Source organism: Niabella beijingensis (assembly GCF_020034665.1).
In the GTDB taxonomy this organism is placed as follows: domain Bacteria; phylum Bacteroidota; class Bacteroidia; order Chitinophagales; family Chitinophagaceae; genus Niabella; species Niabella beijingensis.
On the sequence record NZ_JAIQDI010000002.1, the window covers coordinates 1925301 to 1945372 of the forward strand.

General features: G+C 44.4%; 22 protein-coding genes, 1 tRNA gene and 1 pseudogene. 10 read left to right on the top strand and 14 right to left on the bottom strand.

The window, feature by feature from the left end; genetic code table 11:
- The first annotated feature begins 6 nt into the window (after positions 1-6).
- Both K7B07_RS24090 and K7B07_RS24095 read left to right on the top strand, forming a co-directional pair.
- The gene (locus K7B07_RS24090; RefSeq protein ID WP_223713104.1) at positions 7-636 is read left to right on the top strand and encodes a class I SAM-dependent methyltransferase; all 630 of its coding nucleotides are present in this window, start codon (positions 7-9) and stop codon (positions 634-636) included.
- Positions 633-1049: an arsenate reductase ArsC gene (locus K7B07_RS24095; protein ID WP_223713105.1), complete on the top strand. Its 417-nt coding sequence runs from the start codon at positions 633-635 to the stop codon at positions 1047-1049. The genes K7B07_RS24090 and K7B07_RS24095 overlap by 4 nt, the downstream gene beginning before the upstream one ends.
- 206 nt (positions 1050-1255) lie before the next feature.
- Here the strand turns inward: K7B07_RS24095 and K7B07_RS24100 are convergent, their stop codons facing one another.
- The 5 genes from K7B07_RS24100 to K7B07_RS24120 form a co-directional block, all read right to left on the bottom strand.
- Positions 1256-4639 carry an ATP-binding protein gene (locus tag K7B07_RS24100; protein ID WP_223713106.1) on the bottom strand — a complete coding sequence of 1128 codons (3384 nt, stop codon included), beginning with the start codon at positions 4637-4639 and terminating at the stop codon, positions 1256-1258.
- Complete coding sequence (locus K7B07_RS24105; RefSeq protein WP_223713107.1) at positions 4611-5201, bottom strand: DUF4194 domain-containing protein; 591 nt, start codon at positions 5199-5201, stop codon at positions 4611-4613. The genes K7B07_RS24100 and K7B07_RS24105 overlap by 29 nt, the downstream gene beginning before the upstream one ends.
- Before the next feature lie 10 nt (positions 5202-5211).
- Positions 5212-6681, bottom strand: coding sequence for a DUF3375 domain-containing protein (locus tag K7B07_RS24110; RefSeq protein ID WP_223713108.1), 1470 nt, complete (start codon positions 6679-6681; stop codon positions 5212-5214).
- Between the two features lie 346 nt (positions 6682-7027).
- Positions 7028-8086, bottom strand: a complete 1059-nt coding sequence (locus K7B07_RS24115; protein ID WP_223713109.1) for a response regulator — start codon at positions 8084-8086, stop codon at positions 7028-7030.
- Between the two features lies 1 nt (position 8087).
- The gene (locus K7B07_RS24120; RefSeq protein ID WP_223713110.1) at positions 8088-9317 is read right to left on the bottom strand and encodes a PAS domain-containing sensor histidine kinase; all 1230 of its coding nucleotides are present in this window, start codon (positions 9315-9317) and stop codon (positions 8088-8090) included.
- Between the two features lie 341 nt (positions 9318-9658).
- On the opposite strand from K7B07_RS24120, the gene K7B07_RS24125 reads away from it, so the two are divergent.
- Positions 9659-9731 (top strand) — tRNA-Lys (locus tag K7B07_RS24125).
- A 733-nt stretch (positions 9732-10464) separates the two neighbouring features.
- On the opposite strand, the pseudogene K7B07_RS27930 reads toward K7B07_RS24125, so the two are convergent.
- Positions 10465-11262, bottom strand: a pseudogene (locus K7B07_RS27930) (recombinase family protein); the annotation flags it as partial.
- A 12-nt stretch (positions 11263-11274) separates the two neighbouring features.
- Entirely contained in the window at positions 11275-11436 is a 162-nt protein-coding gene (locus K7B07_RS24135; protein ID WP_223713111.1) for a hypothetical protein, read from the bottom strand.
- 427 nt (positions 11437-11863) lie between these two features.
- Between K7B07_RS24135 and K7B07_RS24140 the strand changes: the two genes are divergently transcribed.
- From K7B07_RS24140 to K7B07_RS24170, 7 genes are all read left to right on the top strand, one after another.
- Positions 11864-12505: an antirestriction protein ArdA gene (locus tag K7B07_RS24140; RefSeq protein ID WP_223713112.1), complete on the top strand. Its 642-nt coding sequence runs from the start codon at positions 11864-11866 to the stop codon at positions 12503-12505.
- 237 nt (positions 12506-12742) lie between these two features.
- A complete protein-coding gene (locus tag K7B07_RS24145) occupies positions 12743-13153 on the top strand; it encodes a hypothetical protein (protein WP_223713113.1) in 411 nt (136 codons plus the stop codon).
- Between the two features lie 2 nt (positions 13154-13155).
- On the top strand, positions 13156-13626 hold the full coding sequence (locus K7B07_RS24150) for a DUF1281 family ferredoxin-like fold protein (protein ID WP_223713114.1): 471 nt from the start codon (positions 13156-13158) through the stop codon (positions 13624-13626).
- 51 nt (positions 13627-13677) lie between these two features.
- Positions 13678-13926: a hypothetical protein gene (locus K7B07_RS24155; protein ID WP_223713115.1), complete on the top strand. Its 249-nt coding sequence runs from the start codon at positions 13678-13680 to the stop codon at positions 13924-13926.
- Positions 13927-13945: 19 nt separating this feature from the next.
- Positions 13946-14383, top strand: a complete 438-nt coding sequence (locus tag K7B07_RS24160; RefSeq protein ID WP_223713116.1) for a hypothetical protein — start codon at positions 13946-13948, stop codon at positions 14381-14383.
- 2 nt (positions 14384-14385) lie between these two features.
- Positions 14386-14559, top strand: coding sequence for a hypothetical protein (locus K7B07_RS24165; protein WP_223713117.1), 174 nt, complete (start codon positions 14386-14388; stop codon positions 14557-14559).
- Between the two features lie 12 nt (positions 14560-14571).
- On the top strand, positions 14572-14787 hold the full coding sequence (locus K7B07_RS24170) for a hypothetical protein (RefSeq protein WP_223713118.1): 216 nt from the start codon (positions 14572-14574) through the stop codon (positions 14785-14787).
- 255 nt (positions 14788-15042) lie between these two features.
- On the opposite strand, the gene K7B07_RS24175 is transcribed toward K7B07_RS24170, so the two are convergent.
- The 7 genes from K7B07_RS24175 to K7B07_RS24205 all read right to left on the bottom strand — a co-directional run bounded on the left by K7B07_RS24175 (position 15043) and on the right by K7B07_RS24205 (position 20059).
- A complete protein-coding gene (locus K7B07_RS24175; protein WP_223713119.1) occupies positions 15043-15495 on the bottom strand; it encodes a response regulator in 453 nt (150 codons plus the stop codon).
- Positions 15488-15769, bottom strand: coding sequence for a hypothetical protein (locus tag K7B07_RS24180; RefSeq protein ID WP_223713120.1), 282 nt, complete (start codon positions 15767-15769; stop codon positions 15488-15490). Before K7B07_RS24180 ends, K7B07_RS24175 begins: the two co-directional genes overlap by 8 nt.
- 743 nt (positions 15770-16512) lie before the next feature.
- Positions 16513-16947 (bottom strand): DUF3872 domain-containing protein, encoded by a 435-nt coding sequence (locus tag K7B07_RS24185; RefSeq protein ID WP_223713121.1) that lies wholly within the window; start codon positions 16945-16947, stop codon positions 16513-16515.
- 12 nt (positions 16948-16959) lie between these two features.
- Positions 16960-17517 carry a conjugal transfer protein TraO gene (locus K7B07_RS24190; RefSeq protein ID WP_223713122.1) on the bottom strand — a complete coding sequence of 186 codons (558 nt, stop codon included), beginning with the start codon at positions 17515-17517 and terminating at the stop codon, positions 16960-16962.
- A gap of 19 nt (positions 17518-17536) precedes the next feature.
- Positions 17537-18436: a conjugative transposon protein TraN gene (gene traN / locus K7B07_RS24195; protein ID WP_223713123.1), complete on the bottom strand. Its 900-nt coding sequence runs from the start codon at positions 18434-18436 to the stop codon at positions 17537-17539.
- 29 nt (positions 18437-18465) lie between these two features.
- Positions 18466-19785, bottom strand: coding sequence for a conjugative transposon protein TraM (traM, locus tag K7B07_RS24200; protein ID WP_223713124.1), 1320 nt, complete (start codon positions 19783-19785; stop codon positions 18466-18468).
- On the bottom strand, positions 19775-20059 hold the full coding sequence (locus K7B07_RS24205) for a nitrogen regulatory IIA protein (RefSeq protein WP_223713125.1): 285 nt from the start codon (positions 20057-20059) through the stop codon (positions 19775-19777). The genes traM and K7B07_RS24205 overlap by 11 nt, the downstream gene beginning before the upstream one ends.
- Positions 20060-20072 lie beyond the last annotated feature (13 nt).

The following is a 20072-nucleotide window of genomic DNA, read 5'->3' on the forward strand; positions in this document are numbered from 1 at the left end:
ATCCGTATGCACAACTTCAACCGTAAGGAACATTGGGAATCGATTTACAACACAAAGCAGTCTGATGAAGTCAGCTGGTATGAGGCCACTCCTGTTGCTTCGCTGGATTTTATCAGGCGGTTCAATATTCCGGTTACCGCACGTATTATAGATATTGGCGGGGGCGACAGCTTCTTTGCAGACCATCTGCTGGAGCTGGGTTACCGGGATATTACTGTTCTCGACATTTCTGCGGCGGCAATTGAACGTACAAAGAAACGACTGGGTCAGAAAGCGGAAATGATTCAATGGATTGTTGCTGACGCAGCGCATTTTCAGCCCGCCTCCCGCTATGATTTCTGGCACGACAGGGCCGCGTTTCATTTTCTCACAAAGGAAGAGGATATTTCCGGCTATCTCAATGCCGCGCAAAAAGGTATTGCCCCGAATGGCATCCTGGTAATCGGAACCTTTGCAACAGATGGCCCCCGGAAATGCAGCGGCATTGAAGTAAAGCGTTATTCTGCCCGCTCCATGACCAACCGGTTAAAATCATTTTTCAGAAAGATCACCTGCATTACAACAGATCACCACACTCCCTTCCATACCCTGCAACGTTTTGTGTTCTGCAGTTTCAGAAAATTATCACCTCAATGAAAAAGAAAATTTTAGTTCTGTGCACGGGAAACAGTTGCCGCAGCCAGATAGCAGAAGGTTATCTGAAACACTACGCAGAGGGCCGGGCTGAGGTTTACAGCGCCGGTGTGGAAACGCACGGGGTAAATCCACGAGCCATTGAAACGATGCGCGAGGATGGCATCGATATTTCGCAACACACATCCAACAATATCAATGAATACCAGGATGTCGATTTTGATTTTGTCATAACGGTTTGCGATCACGCAAAAGAGCGCTGTCCCCTTTTTCCCACATCAGCAAAAAGATTCCATTCTAATTTTCCGGATCCCGCCAGGGCGGCCGGCACAGAAGAAGAAATTAAGCAGCAGTTCCGCGCAGTAAGGCAACTTATTAAAAACTATTGCGCGGATTTTGCAGCGGAGGAATTGTAATGTTGATCACTTTGCCGGTGCCGTGGCTCAGTCCGGGTAACTGCATCTGGTTATTGAATAAATCAGTTAAAAAATATACGGAGCCTGCAAAAAAGTTGAATAGCATTCCGCTATTGGCTTTTAGTCATCAATGGTCAGCAGGTATCAAACGGTATCGCCTGTTTCCCGGTAAGCATCAAACCCTGAACGTTGAACCCGGAACGAGATCAGGAAGCCTTCTTCATCTGCTTCTGCAGCTCTTTGATGGTCATATTATACATGATGCTGTGCCGGTTGTTCACGCGTTGCGCCAGGTGCACATGGGCTATATAATCCTGCACGATCTGGATCTTATCACTGGGGGTCACGACCAGCAACTGCAAATGCAATTGTTTACATAGCTCCATCAGGTAGGTTGCTTTATCCTCATCCTGGTTGCTGAAGCTTTCATCCACTGCTATAAAACGCAGGCTGCGGCTGTTTTTTCCTTCACGTGTAATACCAAACTGGTAGGCGATGGCACTACAAAGAATGGTGTAGGTAAGCTGCGCTTTTTCCCCGCCGGACAATTGTCCCATCTGGCGATAGGTCTTCTTGAGCTCGCCGGTATTCCGGTATTTCTCATCCGCCCAGAACTCAAACCAGTTACGTACATCCATTACCCTTGCCCGGTAAGTTTCGCTTTCATCCAGACTGTCGATCAGCGGCTGAACCTTCTGCCGAAAATGCTGGGCTTTGTCTTCAAAGCTGCTTTGCTGCCAGTTGGCGGCCTGCGGTAATGCGTCCAGTAAAGCATTACGAAAAGCATTTACCGTAGCATCCTGTACCTTTCTTTTTCCCAGCTGGATATAGGTATCCGGCAACTTGTTAAAATTGATCCCGCCCAGCGACTGGTTCAGCTTGTTGACACTATTGTTGATCTCCCGTTCCCATTTTTCCATCTCTTCATTCAGGCCACCGATCTTATAGGTAATGGTATCGTTCACAAAATTTTCAAAATCACGGCGGTACCTGGGAAGGTTCTCACTCGTGAGTTTATCCAGCCATTCTTTAAACTCTTCCGCATGTGCTGCCTCTTCCGGCAGGAACTGCACATCGCCATGCCAATCGGGGAAACGCTGTAATAATGCAGGCGACGGATTTTTGATCTGGCTGATGCTGCGGTTTAAACAGGTTTCTTCTTTATGTAATAAGCGCTGGACCTCCTGCGTTTCATTCTCCAGTTCTGTTTTAAACCGGGTATATACGGTTTCGATATTCTCCAGGGTCACTTCTGCCAGTACCAGGGCATGTGCCTGCTGAAACTGGAGCAGCGCCTCTTTATCCGTTTCGGTAATATGCTGCAATAATAGTTGCAGTTGTTCCCGTTGCTGTTCCATTGCAGCTGCCCTGTTTTGCAGGGTTGTTTTCTCCTGTGCCGCCAGCTCCCATTGCTGCTGCACGTCGCGGCGCTGCCGGGTGATTGCTTCCAGCTGGGTCGTCAGCTCCTGTAATTGGTTATTGCTTTTACCCAGGGCCTTCAGCTGCTCTTCTGTTTTATGGATGCCGCGCTGGATACCCGCTACATCCAGTACTGCAAAACCGCTATGCTCCTGCAAACGGTTCAATGCGTAAAATTGTTTTTGCAGCCGGACGGCGCGGTTGCGGCACCGCTCAATGATTTCAGCAGCATTGGAAAGTTCATCGGTTAATTTATTCCGTTCGCGGATCAGTGCCTCTTTCTTGCTTTCATTGTTCCAGCCCATTACATACCGCCCGGCATCGTTACTGCCCGGCCGGTCGTCCTTTTCATGCCGGTCGCGGTTCTTGATCAATCCGTTTATGGTAATGGCTTTGTCATAACGTTCCATTGTTTTTTCATCTTCCAGACAGGTATAGGAAAACTGCCGGATCACCTCCTGCTGCACCCAACCGGAAAGCGGATGCTCCGGATGGAAGTCGAGCTTATGATATACCGTATCCTCCTCCGCGATCATCTGCAGGGTATCCAGTACACGGTAATAGACCAGTCGTGTGCCGGTATTGGTCTGGTTCAGATAGCGGGTAACCTTTTTATAATGCTGATCCGGCACCAGTAAGCGAAGTGAAAATCCATATAATAATTTTTCAATTGCCGGTTGCCAGCGCTGTTCCTCCGGGCCCACCTGCATCAGCTCACCCGCAAAGGGCAGTGCTGCGGTATCCAGCTTCAGCGCAGCGCACAGCTGTCTGCGTACCTGTACCAGATAGGAAGGGATATTACTTTTGTTGTGAAGCAGGATATTCAGTTCCTCTTCCAGTTTATTCTTTGCTTCTCCGGCTCTTTTATGCTGATTCTTTGCATCGAAGTCATCCGATTCATTCAGCCGGTTTTCTTTTTCGAGCCGTTGTGCCGAATGACCGGCTTCCTTCAGCATCCGTTTATATGCTTCTTCATCCGAGGCAATTTTATCTTCCAGGTGCAATGTGGCACACCATTCTGTAAATAAGGCCAGGTTGTCTTCGGCCTCCCTCCTTCTGGTTTGTAATGCCTGCAGGTCCTGTTCCAGTTGTTTCAGGCGTTGCCCTGCCTGGTTCTGATCGATCTGGTTCCGGGTAATGCGTTCCTCTTCATGCAGGGCGTCAATGCCTGTTTTGGCTGCTGCCGTTTTTTCTTCGAGCGCGTTAATAGCATCGCGGGCGGTTTCCAGCGCCTGTTGTAACAATTGATCCTGGGTATACCCCTTCCAGGCCGCTGCGGTTTGCAGCGCTTTCTGTACTTCCTGCTGCCGCGCCTGCAAGCTTTTAAATCCCGTATAATGCTCCTGTATGGGTTGCAGCAGGCGGATCTGCTCTTCTGCTTTTTCAATATTCCGCTGGGCATCCAGTAAGGTAGCCAGGTGTTTTTTCAGTTCCTGGAACAGCGATTCCATATCGCGCGGCTCCAGCATGTGCGTGCGGATAAAATCATCCAGGTTTCCCAGCACTTTGATACCCACTGTCTGGTTAAACAGGGTCAGTGCCTGGATGCTCTGCATACCCAGCACATCCACCAGGCGATGGGCATATTTGCTGGCGGCATCAAACCACTCCACCTGCTTCCGGCTTCCTTTGTTGTATTGCTGATCCAGTCTTCGTTTCCAGGCATTGCCCAGATCAAATGGTTTGAAATCTTCTTCTATATGCAGACTTTTATGAGCGATGCCAAACATCCGTTTCATATCCCCATTATTAAAATACCGCACCTGGAACAAGGTCACTTCCTGCAATGCCTCATTGGTGAAATTCGCCAGCAGGATACTGTACGCTTCTTCCCGGTTCTCCCGGAGGTACAGGGCCTTTGTAACCCCGCTTTCGCTGTTGATGGTACCATAGCCGCCCAATACATAGGTTTCCTCCGTACGGTCGCCTTTTTTTTCACTGCCGCTGCTCTGGTTATAGAACCGGTATTTTTTTTCCGGTACGATCAATGTTAACAGGGCATCTACAAAGGTGGTCTTCCCGCTTCCGTTCGATCCGGTAAGCAGGCTGGTCTCGCCGCCGGGAACGATAGTATGGATCTGTTCATCAAACGTTCCCCAGTTAAAAACCTCCATATATTGTAAACGGAAGCCGCTCTTTTCATTATCCGTGCTGAATACGTTTAGCTGCATGTGCTGTCAATTGCTGTTTAAAATCTTCTAAAACTTCACTGTCTACCCGGGCCTTGATCAATTTCTTGATCCGGAACTTTTGTTCATCCGGCGCCTCATGTGTTCCGGAACGTTCCAGGAATCCGTTCTCCACGGCGCGCTCAATGAGCCGGTCGATGTCCTTCAGCATTTTTACCCTGCTGGCATTTTCTTTAAAGAACAATTCGGCATATTCTTTTATCTCTCTCCGCTTTTTGATCAATTCCCGCTGGGTGGCCTCTCCCACTTCAAATTCTGCCATCATATCGCGCAGCAACACCAGCATCACGCTTTCATCATAGGCCAGTGCCCGGCGCTGTACCCAACTTACGCTGGCAGCATCTTCTTCGGAAATAGCATGCTTTATATAGGCATAGCCATCCTGCTCATCCAGCACGAGCGTTAATCCAAGCCGCTGCAGAAAGACAATCAACTCTGCTTTATATTGCAGTAGTTTTTGCCAGGTACTCTTTTCCAGGTACTCCACGGGGCCTTTCAGCAGTTTGATAAAAACGGGGGTAAACGTGTGTATTTTTTCAGCCATCCGGTTCCTTCTATTTACTAAATAACAAATAAGGTACTTCCACAAATTTATCGGCATTGCTGTTCAGCGGAATCAGCTCTACCGCATTGCCCACTACCTGTACCTTTTTTGATTTTTCCTTTAAAAAACTATAATAACTGATCACCTCCGCCAGGCCATGCTTCAGTTCCGTGGCTTCAATGATCTCTTTTAATGTAGCCGTTTGCTTCTGTTCCAGCACCTGCTCTACTTTTTTCCAGAGTTGCTTTTTGTCGATAAAGCTGGTGTTCAGCAGCCGGTTAAACCGGTCGATGTCTGCAATCTTTTCCACAGCAGGCGCGGGCTGTTTCAAAGCGCCGGCCGTTTTCTTTGCCTCCAGTGTCAGCGCGCGGTCCATTACCATTTTTATATCTGACGGATCGTCGAGCACCAGGCCTGCGGTTACCTGCTCTTCCTCCATCAGGTCAAAGATCAGTTCCTTAATGCCGCCGATCTGCTGGCGCAACCGCCGGTGACGGGCAATTTCCTTTTCGGTAATGATGCGGCTGAGCTTTTCCGCCATTTTATCATTGGCATCATAAACCGACCGGCCCTGCTCCAGCAGGAACGATTTGATATTTTGCAGGAAATCCGTATCTGCCTCCAGCTGGCGGTCTTCGAGCAGCAGCAGCAATTGTTCGGTAAGCTGCCGCCATTCCTCCTGTCCGCTGCGGGAGATCAGGAAATCCCAGAAAGCATAAAAGCTTTTTCCCTGGTTGCTGCCGCGCAATGCATCGTACGACTCAAAAGCAAAACCTACGATCGCTCCTTTATTCTGTTCGGCACGTGTGTGTTGCTCCACAATACTGCGGTGGATCTGTTTAAAATTATCCTCTACCTCCCTGAAATCGCCGATCAGTTCATAACAGAGTTTGATGAACAGGTCCATCCGCTCCTGTACCTGCGCATTGTTGTACCGCTGTGGCGCCACGCCCATTTCCAGGGCCCTGATCTCCTTGTCGATTTCTGCCTTGCGGTCTTTTAATATTTGAAGTTTGCGCTCCCGGTCATCCTCAGTGTTTTCCACCATATCGCGCAGGGAAGAAAACAGCATTTTAAAACGGCTTTCGGTTCCCACGTGGTGCTGTCCCAGCTGCAGGTTCTGCATCCATTGAAATACTTTTTCGGTATGCGCGCTTAGCTGGTAATTCGTATTTCCTTCCGTATCGGGAAAGTCCTGAAGGATCCGCTTTTGCACCCAGTTGAGCAGGTACTTACGGCTCCGGCTCTCTTCATCTTCTCCAAAATCGATCCGCGCTTCTTCCCAGTCCTCTGTGCCGTCCGCATGTGCTCCCAGGGTCTCCGCCAGCAATGGCACCAGCTGATCCTCCCGGATCACCATCCGGCGGCTCTCTTTAAAAACGGTATATAAAAATGGTAATACCCAGCCTGCATTACGCAACCGTAACATTTGCAGCGCCGGTGAAGAATTGATTAAAAATGCAATTTGCTCGCTTGTCATACCTCTACAAAACCACTCCTTTCAACAGGAAACCTGCAAAATAAGATAATCTGTTGAGATTGCCGGCACAAGGTTTTCCCCTTTATAATCACATAAAAACAGGTACCAGACGTTGCCTCTGAATGACCCGGAACAGCCATTTAATTGGCGGAACTATTATGAAACAATAAAAAAAGTCGGGTAGTTATATAAAAAATAAAATTATGCATTATATTAATAATAATTTTGTATAAATTTTTTATTTATTTCGTTTTAATATATTTATAGGATTTACATAAAATAATATTTCATATTATTTACTTAAAATAAATATATAGATAATCCAACCATACTCATTTCCATTTTTTCAATTCAACAGGTTTTCCAGTTTTTCCCGGTTAAGGATGACGATATTTCCTTCCCGGATATCAATAAGTTTTTCACTTCTGAAATCGCTCAATGTCCGGATCAGCGATTCTGTGGCTGTACCGGCAATAGCAGCCAGTCCTTCCCTGCTGATGGAAATAGCAAATGGGGCGGCGCCCTCCTGCCGGTATTTCTTTTCAAGCAAAAGCAGGGCATCCGCCACCTTTTTTCGGAGGGAGTTATAGGCCAGTCCGAGCAATTGTTCCTCCCTTGCGGAAATATTCCCGGCAAGCAGCCGGATAAACTGCTGTGCCACCAACCGGTTACTGGAGATCAGTTCCGTAAAATCTTCCCGGGGAATCACGGCCAGCTCCGCATCTTCCAGTGCTTCCGCGGTGTCTTTATACACCGTTCCTTCAAGAAGCGCAATATATCCCAGGAAATCGCCGGCACTGTAGAGCTCGGTGGTCAGCTCCTTTCCGTCGTCATTCGTGCGGTACGATTTCACTTTGCCGCTGAGCACATAATAAAGCCGGGCGGGATGATTGCCCTCGGAATAGATACGTTGCTTCTTTTTGTACCGGTTGATGTTCCGGTCCGCTGTCAGCGACGCGAGCGCTGTTTTGCTATCCGTCACTTCCAGCAGCTGCTGCAGCCCTTCCAATCCGGACGCAAATTCTTTTTTCAGGAATTCCATTTTTTTCAGCCGTCCGTCCACTGCGTTCAGCAATTCTGTTCCGCTGAAGGGTTTTGTAATATAATCATCCGCCCCCAATTCCATCCCTTTGCGAAAATCGCTGCGTTCTGTTTTTGCTGTAAGAAAAATAAACGGGATATTTTTTAAACCGGCATTCCGGTGCACGGCATGCAGTACACCATAGCCATCCAGCACCGGTATCATAATATCACAGATGATCAGATCAGGAACCGTTGCAATGGCCTTTTCCACGCCCTCTTTTCCGTCAGCTGCGGTGACCACCTTGTAGTTCGACAATTCCAGTATTTCGGCCGTGTTCGACCGGATGTCATCATTATCTTCAATCAGTAAGATCGTTTTCATGCTAAACTGCCTGGCGCTCTTTATTTATGATATGGTTAAATGTAATAATAAATTCGGTACCCTGTTCCAGCTCACTGATACATTGTATGGAACCATTCATCAGTTCGGTATACTTCGATATAATATGTAATCCCAGTCCTGTGCCTTGAATATTGCCGGCATTGGCCGCCCGGAAAAAACGCTCCATGAGATGTTTTTGATCTTCCCGGGAAATACCAATGCCATGGTCTTTGACCGAAAGTGTTACATTTCCTTCGTGACAGGAAGTAGTCACTTCGATACGGCCGCCTTCCGGAGAGAATTTACTGGCATTGGAAATAAGATTCATCACAATATGCTTCAGCAGCGAGGCATCCAGGTATACTTCCGTTTCCCCGGTATGCCGGTAGATCAGCTGTTGCTCTTTTTTCAGATTATTTTCCATTTCACGGGCTACTCCGGCGATCAGTTCCTGCAAATCAAAATGCGAAAACCGTACCTGTATCTTCCCTTCTTCGATTTTCCCCACACTTAAAAAGTCATTCAGGATATCGGTCAGCAGCTGCACCGAGGAAACAATACGCTGTAAATGCTTTTCGCGCCTGGGCTGGTCTTCGGCCGCTGTATATTTTTCAATAAGATACGTAGAAGACAGTACGGTACTGAGCGGGGTGCGGAACTCATGCGAGGCGATCGACACAAAACGTGATTTCAGTTCGCCCAGTTCTTTTTCCTTTTCCAGCGATTTCGCCAGCTCATCTTTTGAATGCTCCAGTTCCTGCATGGCAATGGTAAGTTCCCGGGTGCGCTGTTCCACGGTAGACTCCAGCTTATTGTTCAATTCTTCCACCGCCGCTTCTGCTTTTTTACGGACGGAGATATCACTGATAAATGCGATTACATATTGCTCTTCCTGATCCTGGTAGTTACTGAGGCTCACTTCTACCGGAAACTCGCTGCCGTCCTTTTTTACAGCGAACAGATCCATACCTACTCCCATCGGCCGGTTTTTGGGATGATGAATATAGGCTTCCCGGTGCCTGACATGCCGGTGATGATAACGGCCGGGGATCAGCATTTCAATCGACCGGCCCAGTACTTCTTCCAATGTATATCCAAATAACCGGAGTGCAAAGGGATTGGCCGATTGTATGGCTGCAGCACTGTTTACCACAATGATCCCCATGGAAGCCTGGTTAAACAATGCCTCATAACGGTAGTTGTCGGAATTTTGCCGGGCGGTAGAATTCATGAACGGATTGTATACGCTGATAATGAATTAAAGATAACAGAAATAAAGGAATTACGTTGTTGTACCGGATCATTGATCGTTTAATGACCATTCTTTACAACAGTTGCAGGAACAGCGGTAAAGACAGTTTTACTTCGCCCGCCATTCAATTTTCCACCACTGCCCGGCAGGCCGGATTTCAGGTTGACAATGCTATTGTTCTTATTAGCTTCCGTATCCGTCCTGTTAATCCGTACAATCTTCAGGTTTTTTTGAAAAATATTTTTGCAAAAACCTGATTTTTTTTTGGAACAATAAATTGATTCACTTATTTTTGCACTCCCAAAACGGGAACAAGGGATGATTCCGTAGCTCAGTTGGTAGAGCAATACACTTTTAATGTATGGGCCCTGGGTTCGAGTCCCAGCGGGATCACTTCTTGGGACAAGTCTAAAAAAGAAAGGCTTGTCCCATTTTTTTTGTCCTGTAATTTGCTGGTATTCTGATACATAAGAGTTATCGCAGAATTTAATCTTTGAGTTCGATGTCGTGTACCGTCAAATTCCAAAAAATCGGGGAACATCGAACTCAATATAGTCCTTTTTTCTTCAATGTCCCCATTCTCATAGCGTCTGTCAATGTTTGCAACCTTTTTTAAAGCTGATGCTACCAGGTCTTTAATTTCAGTCCCAACTATTGCTAAGTCGTTTAGTCGCTGCTCCAATTTTTCAATCCTGCCTTTAGTCATTTTTTTTACTTCCTGAAAATCATCGTCTGCCATTTCACCGTCCGCATTTTTTAATAGTGCATTTTGATAGCGTTTGTTCAGGGTATCAATCTCACCTATTATGCTGGCTCTTTCACTATTTTGGGCTTTAGTTTTATTATTGAAATCTCTTATAAAGGCTTCGATGAAAATATCTACCATACCCTCTTTTGGAGATAGATACCGTAATTGCTTTATAAACGCCTCATTCGCTGTTTCTGCTTTGAACCTTGTACCACACGAAGAAGTGCAATGGTAGTAATTATAGTATATCCCCATTTTGCCTTTTGAGGCACTTCCTGTTAACATGCGCTCACAATTAGGACATTTCAAAAACCCTCTAAGGGGCAGATTGTCCATTGCTACTATTTTGGGCTTAACCACTCTTTTTCTTCCATCGAGAATATCCTGAACATCCCAAAACATCTTTTCGCTGATTAGCGGCTGATGCTGTCCTATCACAAAATAACCCTGTTCTTCTTTGTACGGAGGAATGAAAATCTTGCCGCAATACAACGGGTTCCGTAAAGCTACCCAAAAATTGTTTTTACTAAACCGACCTTTACCATCGGTCTTTTCCCGCACCATTTTCCATATCTGTTCCGTATTGAAATTATTGGCGATAATCTGCTCAAATGCCCATTTCAAAATAGGGGCTTCAAATTCATGTGGAGCGATGTATTTCTTTTTATCCTCTGATATTTTATTGGTATATCCCAATGGAGCAGTACCCATATACCTGCCCTCTTTCTTTGCCCGGCGCATTCCGTGAAAGACATTTAATGCCCTCCGGTCATTTTCAACTTCCGGCGCAGCAAGATAGAACGCCAGCATGATTTTGTTTTCAGGGATGGTCAGGTCTAAAGGCTGTTCGATTGCTCCCGGTTCAACTCCGAATGTTCGCAACTGGTTAATCATCTGATAGGCATCCCCTGCGTTCCTGCTGAACCTGTCCCACTTAGTAAAAAGTAATAACGCCCCTGATTTGTTGTTCTTTGATTTGCGTAGATTGGATAAATATTTCTGCCATTCGGGGCGTTTGAAAGACTTGGCAGAATGGTCTTCTATATAAATATCTCTTATAGAAATACCCTTTATTTCGCAATACTTTCTCAAACGTTCTTCCTGGTCACGCTGCGAATACCCTTTGTCTGCCTGTTCATCGGTTGATACCCGTATATACAAATCTGCTTTCCTCATTACAACCGTTTTTTAAATGCATCCCCTAAGATATTGGTTGACTGCTATGTGAGCAATCTTCTTAACAAATTCCAAAATGATTTTTGCTTCCTCTATATCTACATGAGTTCCTTTCTTCTCTAAGATTTGCATAACTCTTTCGGGAGTTAAACCTTTTTCCTGCTCTCTTTCCATTCCACTTTATTTAAGTTGTTCCCGTGTCGGAATATTCCGTATTGGTAAACTTAAATAGCTGATGGAATGAGCCTTTGATGTTGTCTTTCAGTAGTATTATTTGGCTTCGATTGTCTTTGCCAGTAAAATCCGGTAGCTGGATGAATGGTTATTATACGCTTTATACCATTCCCACTGCAATCTTCATTACTTCCACGATTTTTTTTATTGAAGAAGCGAGTATGCTTTTATCGTTTCGTTTCAAGAGCAAAGGTATGACCGTGTTCTTAACGGAGGCAAAAGGTCATGCAAGTTTGGGAAAAAATCTCCACCCGTTGGGTAGTATTTTTTCCCAAAACCTTGTGCCTCCTAAACACTAACCTTTTATGCTCGTGAAACGAAACATAGCATACTCCGGCTCCTTAGACGAATAAAAAAAATGTCAGGTATGAAGATTAACAGCAGTGGAAATGGTAATGAAACGAAACAGCACCTCCCCACCATACCGAATAAATCAAAAAAATCAATTCAATCACTTTCAAATACTAAAGAAATGACACATCAAATCAATATATCAGAAGCAAGCGTATATGTAGGAACATACGGAAAATACAATGACGGTTCAATATTCGGAAAGTGGCTGAAGCTGTCCGACTATGCCAACAAGAAAGAATTTTACACCGCTTGTCATGAACTCCACAATGACGAGGAAGACCCCGAATTTATGTTTCAGGATTACGAAAACATCCCGGAGGGTTTAATAAGTGAATGCGGAATGAGCGATAACATTTTTGAGGTTATCGAGGCTTTCGAGAATATGGAGGAAAGCCAAAAAGAACCTTTTCTAATATGGTGCAATAACGGGCATCGTAGCCTATCATCCGAAGATATAGACGACCTAATCAGCGTCTTTGAAAGCGACTATATCGGCGAATACGATAGCGAAGAAGATTTTGCAATGGAACTTGTTGAAGAAAGGGAGGATTTAAGCGACTTCGCTAAACAGTATTTCGATTACGAGGCATACGCCAAAGACTTGTTTTGCGGGGATTATTGGAGTGAGGACGGCTATGTATTCTACAATTCATAAACACAGTTTTTAATCACAGGCGACCGCCTGCAAAGGTGGTCGCTTTTTAAAAATCAAAGACAATGACAATAGAAACTTATATAGCAACCCTAAAACACGATAAAGGAACGGTACGGCTTAGGGTAGTATCGCTAAGCGGGGAACAGGGCGCAATACAGCAGATAACAGCCGTAGAGGGTTGCCCCGAAAGAGCAATCATAAAATTAAAATTGATTAACAGCAAAAAAGTATAGTAACATGAAAGCATTAAACAAAATGGACAACTTAGATAAAGGCGCATTGCTAAGCGGGTTGTTTCCCGAAGAATTACAAAACATTCAAAACGCCATACAAAAGCAATGCGGGTATTTCCTGCAAAATGAAACCGCATTTCGTGAGGGATGGCATAAAGGCGGTTTTTTCACCGCAGAATTTTGGTACAGGCTTGTACAGGATGCACACAAAGAAATTGAGAAGAACCAGGACAAATTATGTAAACGCCCCCGCTGGTTTGCTGACCATTTTTTTGACGGGCATAATTCCCTGTTTGCCGTACACTGCCTTATTGAATATGCAGATATGGACGAATGTAACCCCCAATTAAAACAGGCAATACACCTGCTTTTCGGAAGTGAAAAATTATTACAAATAACATTAAACGAAAATTGATTATGGCTAATTGGTGCAATAATGTGGTTTGGTTTGAAGCAGACCCAACCACTTTGCAGAGCATAAAAAATATGTTCCTGCAAATGGCAAAAAAGGAAAAGGCAACACGGGAGGGGCAACTACCCGCATTCATAAAAGATGAAAGAGATTGGTTTTTTGATATTCGCTGGGAAGAAGAAGACGCACTTTATTATGATACCCGATGGTCGCCTAACATTGAAATAGTGCGGCAGATAGCAGAACACTATAAAGTGAATTTTACATACGACTATGAGGAATTAGGTTGTTTGGTATATGGCAGGGTAACATATACAGACGGCATATTAACCAACACCTTTTTAGAACAAAGCGATTTTGATGCTTTTGAATTAGACGAAGATACAGACCTCTATCATTTTGAGGGCGAAACATACGAAAGCGAATTTGAAATACTGGAAACGCTTTTGGATAGAAAAATAGCCCTTAACAATTAGTATTAACCACAGGCGACCGCAAAGGTGGTCGCCTGTAAAAAAATCAAAGCAATGACAAAAGAAGATTTAAAAAAACGGTTCAAGGAGTTAATAAAACAGCACCCACCGTTGACCGAAATAGAAAAATTATTTAACAAGGCATTGAATAGCGGTGCTTTGGATTATGAAAACGATTTGGAGCAGGATTACAGGTTAGCCAAAATCATATACCATGCTATCCTTTCCACAATGGCTGACCAATGGCAACCCATTACAAAGGAGAACAAAGAAGCCGCCGCCAATCTTCAAAAATTTATATGAACAATTTAAAACAAAGACAATGAAACTATCAGATAAAGCAACCGCATATTTATTGGTGAAAGCAAACACCAACAGCGAATGGGATAACTGCAATTTTGCCATTATCCATATTACGGAAGAATGGAAAAAGGAACAGCAAAAGCGCATTGAATTTCTTGCACCCTTGCAGGGGAATTATCAATTCCAGTCTATGAACTTCTATGATACCGCCGTAGATTTTTACAACACTGGCGAAGAAGATAAGCCCGACATTGAAAATTTGTTGGGGTACAAAGATTGGGCATTTGTGGAACTGGATAAAAACGAACTGGCAAGCCTTACTCCGCCTGAAAACCGATTGGATTGTTACAGGATAGCATTACGGGCAAACGGTACAGGTTACTATACAGCATACGGCAAGCATACGAGCGAAGAATTTTGGACGGAAGACATTTTATTAACGCAAATAATCCAATAGCCATGCAGTACATAACAGATTTAAACGGCTTACGAAAAGAAGTAACCGACCTTGACAAAGCCATTGAACAGGCAGAATATTTTAAAGATTGCCACCACGTCCCGCCAGTGGAAAGCGACAAGGAAAGGCAAGGCAAGCATATTGGCGGGATATATACCAAAAATTATTACAACTAAAATCAAAGAAAAATGAGCAATCTTGCAGATAAAACGGAATATAAGGCATTGAACATACTTGCTATAATGGTAAAGCAATTTGAAAGGCTGCACTATTTAGACATGACCAAAATTGACGATTGGGATACTACACAGGCAAGGAATTTATTAGAGGGTATTATCCAATCCAACGGGTACAGGATTAATTATAACCGTGATAGTAAGAAGCCAATTCACAGGGAACGGTAAGCGTACCGTTCCCATAGCCAGCCCGAAAAACAGGGCGGCAAAAAGACACTTCCTCCCGATGGTCGGGACAGTCTTTTTGCACAAAGCGGTACAACCCCTTTGCCAAAATGTAATGCCTGCGCACCACTGCATACGGAATACATTTTGCCAAACAGGTTGCAGATTTTGTTAGTGGGATATTCATTATCCCATTTATTGTTTTAAGGGGATTACTTTCTTTCGTGAGTTCAGCGAAAAAGAAAGTAACAAAGAAACCTAAGATTGTAATTGTTGCTCAAAATAGCCTCTTGCTATTTCTGAAACTCCGGCACTGAAATAACAGCCACCATCATAGATAATCTCAATGGCTTTTTTTAGCTCCGCAGGGTCGGCTCCTTTCAGGATATAGCCGTTTGCCCCACATTCGAGCATTTTCAGCACGTCCTTTTCATTGTCGTTTACACTAAATGCCAGTATTCGTAATTGTGGGTATCTGCCGAGCAGTGTTTTGGTTGTTTCAAAACCATCCATTACAGGCATATTGACATCCACGATACACAGGTCGGGCAAGGTTTCACAGGCTGCTATTTTCTGCATAGCTGATTGCCCGTTTTCAGCTTCAAATACGGTTTCAAAACCGACCCCTCCGAGAAGTTGTAAGATGCCCTGCCTTAGCAGGTCGTGGTCGTCTATGAGTGCTATCCTGATTATGTTTTTATTATCACTCATGGTTTTTATTTTTGTGTTTATACTTAAATAATGCTTTCCAACCGCCGCTTTTCGTATTATCGGGGGGCTTCTCCTTTGCCCGTTCATCTTCTTTTATATCTCTCACGCCATGCGCTATTAGCCACTCGTAAAAGGTTTGTACATTATGGGGTTTAAACTGTACCAGCTTGCCATTTTTCAGGGATATGGTAAATACACCCATAGTAACCGCAAAAGCCGATAATTCAGAGGCAGGAAATTGTAAGGCAGGAAAGGTATTATTTGCAGTGTCCATAATATCTATTTTTAAGTTGCGGAACCTGCAAATAAAAAAAGCGCAGGCAACTACACTTACCGATACTAAGGCACTGGTAGCCTAATCCCGAATAAGCGAGCGCCCACGCCGTGGCATGAGCGTTCTTACTTATATCTCGGGATTTAAAAATTACCAGTTTTTAGTATCGAGATTTAAAGCAAAAACACTTTAAATTTTTCTAATATTTTCAGTTGCAAAGATAGCAATGTTGATTGTTCTACGCAATCCGATATTTGCTATTTCTTTTATGCTTTGCACAAAAGAAAACGGTACAAGCCTGTAAAGACCTGTACCGTTCCTATATTGTATCGTTATTTATCGTGGGTTTTGTATCTCCGTATTTTGCACAGCTTTTTCTTTGGCTTTTTTCTGCCTTGAATAACTCCATAAAAACAGTAGCCCGAATATAATCAGGATATAGGCTATCCATTTCCCTGTGCGTTCGAGAAACGTAACGATAACTGACTTTTCATAAGATGAAAAGCCCTCGGCTCCGGTTGGGCTTCGCCTGTAAAACTTCCTGCGGTTAATCCAGTACCGCAACCCTAAGCCCAATACCAAAGCGATTATGCCTAAAACCAATGATGCAACCATAACGATAACCAGTTAAATTTATACTCTTTGAATTTACCAAAATACCTGTTTCGTCAGGTAACAAAAATACAAAATATAAATAGGGTTTAAATGAAAAAGTCCCGCCGTATCGGGCAGGACTTTTGTTTTTAATCGCTACTGTTAAACTCAAAGCTCACTTGCTGCTCATTACCGAAGTTGTCTGAAATCCATATATCAAATGACTGCGATACGGTGGACTGCGAGGTATAATATAACCTGAATTGTGTTTGAGGTAGTGGGTACAGGTCGTTAGGCATGTACGGCGCATCATTGTAATACCGTAATGTACCCTGCCCGTCATATTGGAAATAACAGATAAAGTAATTGGCATCTTTGAAGTCCCCGCTTCGCTGTATCGTAATCCGTATTTCAACGGTCTGCCCGTTGGTAATGCCCTTTGGAACAGGCATTACCTTTACCTCAAAGGGATAATTCTGCTGTATATCCAGTTCGTCCTTATTGCAGGAAGATAGCATGATGGCACTTGTCATGACCGCAACAAGCATCCATAAAAATTTGCTTTTATTCAATAATCGTTTCATTGTTCGTTCTTTTTAGAAGTTAAACCTTAATCCCACGCCTGCCGATGGACGGAACTGTTTTAAATCCGTACCCCATACCACTTTGGTACGCCCTTGCAGGAGCAATACAAAACGGTCGGATAAATACGTTTCAAAAGATAGCCGCCCACCGACTCCGTAAATGAAATTGTCTTTATTAAGTATGGTAGAACCGTCATACAGCGTTGCCTTGCTCCGGTTGATGGTTTCGTAACCAGCAACGGCGGTTACTCCGGCATTCAGGGTGATGCTCTTTCTTGCATTGCCTAACAACTGGAGGCTGTAACCGACTTCGCCCGTATAGGCTTCGAGCGGTATCCGCAAATCCCTGTAATCGGAAACCTGGTGCGTGTACTCCGCACCCCATAGCCAGTAATTGCCGTTCTTACCATTTACGGTAAGCATTACATTCAGGTAGTAGTTTTCGCTCACTTCTTTGGTCAGCAAGCCCGCATTTATTTCCAGCCCTTTTTGTTTGGGCATCATCCGTTGTGCCTGTACCGCCGTAACACCTGCTATTAGAAGCATTACGGCAAAAATGTATTTCCTCATTGTTCTTTCTGTTTAGGGATTAATTAATCTTCAGGTGCATATCGTTTATTTGCCTTGCGTGTACCAAGTCCGAGTTTTCCACCTGAAGCGTTTGCTGCCTGCCGCCGTTCTTTTCAAAAATTTCAATAATCAGTACCTTGTCATCGGCGATAGTAAACTGGTCGAGCAGGAACACATTTTGCTCAACGGTATTGCCTGCTATTTCATCCAGTGGCTTATACATACGCAAAGGGGTTAAAGGATTTTCCTGCACTACGGTACGTTTTGCTACTTTTTTATCTACCACCTTGAAATTCACAAAGTCTATTTTGAATGGAACATTGCTTTTATTTCTCAACTCCGTATGGAAATAAAATTTGCCGTTGTGTACATAGATGCCCTTTAGCAAAAACTGTATGCCGTAGCTTTTGGAACCGATATGCTTTACAATTCTTTTGTTCTTTTTGTAAATGGTTTCCATGAGCAGCCCTGCCAGTGATGGCGAATTGTTGCCCAATTCCTCAAACAATACATCGTTCCCGTTTTCCCTGTCAGATGCTTTTTGCATGGTAAGCAAATCATAATTCAGCGAGGTGGGGTTAGGGCTGTAAAACACATTGAAATTGTAAAACCTGCCGTCATTCGTGATTACGGAAAAGTTGGTTTCTTCCGTAAAATCCTTTACGGCAGCCTTTATACGAAGTACGTTTTCTGCATCTTCTGCCTTGCCTGCAATCAGGTACTCACTGCCTAAATCCACGTAACGGATGGCTGCCGGGAATATCAGGTGCGAGGTCTTATTATACGTTACCTGCATTTCGTAAGGCTCTACTTTGCCCATGCTTAACTTGCCCGTATTCGTTGCCTGTTGAGCAAAGGAATGGATATGATAACCCATTATCAGGGTTAATACCAGTATGCTTTTAAATATTGATTTCATTTTCTTTTTAGTTTATTAGCGTTGAACATTTATTTTTTTGAAACAAGAAACAGTTGTTGCCCTGCTTTGATGGTTACTTTAGGCGTTCTCACTTTTTTGGAGAAGTAACCCGATACACCCTGTATCACGCCACGGGAAAGGTCGCCTGCTACCTGTTGCCCTGCGGAGCGGGTCATCATAAGCGATGTGCCGGAGGTTTGGCTCATGTTGGAAGCGATTTCAGTAAGCGCATTCATTTCCGGCGAGTAAGGCACACTAAGCCCTTGCTGACCATCCAAGCCATATACTGTTATATCCACAGTAATGAAATTGCCGTCCAATTCAATAGAAGTTACTTTAAGCTGTACACGGCTGCCCTCAAATTTGGCTTTGGCTGTTATTGTAGTTCCCGGAGGAATAACCACAGTGGGAGTACGGGCAGGTTCGAGCAACCTAAGTTTTACATCGCTCTCTGCCGTTACCACCTGCGTTTCCTGCACTACTGCCCTGATGCTGTTTTTAGGCTGTACCACCTGCTCCGAAACACCAGCCGTATAAAATCCCCTGTTGCGGGTTTCGTTCCAGCTTGCCAGAAATGCGCTATCCGTAGGCTCACGGTACAGGGCAGATACGGCATTTTTCTTTGCAGGAGTAAAAGCTGTAAAGTGTTCCTTTGGAGCCTCTTTTGCTAAAGCGGTTGTGTCCAGCTTATTGGGTTGGGCAGCACCGGACGGAAGATATTTAGCCGCCATTTCGTAGGACTTTTCCATCAATGCCAACTGGTCTTGAACGGTAGTAGGTGGCGGTACATTTTTTTCTGCCAACTGGTCTTTCAGTTCTTCAACCTGTTTGCGGAGTTCCTGCGTTTCATTGTTGCCGTTGTCATAAAACGAGCTTAACGCACTTTGCGCATTACGGTAGCTGCTCAAAGCGGGATTGCTGTTCCCTGGCTTACCGCCTCCGGGGTAATCGTCTTCGTTGCCCTCATCCGGCTCTATCTTCTTTTTATCGGCTGCGCTATCCGCATTCCAGTAATCAGAAAGGGATGTAAGCCCATCCCGCTTTTCCTGCATTTTCTGTTCGAGCATTTCCTGCTCATAAGCCTTTTGCTTATCTGGCTGAAGCCCGGCATCGGTAGCCTGCGGTACGGCTTCATTCAAACCAATATTTTGTACCTTTTTCTTATCGGCTGATGGCTTAAAGATGAGGTACATACAGCCGAAGAATACCACGCCCATAAGGGCGAATATGATAGGCTTCTTTAGCTTTTCGGCTTTGTTCTGCGCACCGTCTTTCGGTGCATCGGTTCCGGCTTTCTGCTCATCGTCTTCGACAAGAAAGCTCACTTTTTTGTTTTCGTTATCTTTCATACATTTTACGTTTTAAAATTGTTCTTATACTGTCCTGCGGTGTAACCGGGGACTTTTTTTGCTGGATAACCGGGTTTTCAATATGCTCTATCTTTATTCCGTTACCGGAGTTACCAACATCATAGCATACTTTCAGCAGGACGACAACGGACAACAGCGCATAGCCTGCAAAGAGCAACAGCATATAGCGTTGCTGCTTTTTAAGCGGCAACGTCCGCCACTGTCCATTGAACCTATCCAGCCACCGATTAATGATTGTTTTTAAATTTTTCATGCCTTGACTATTA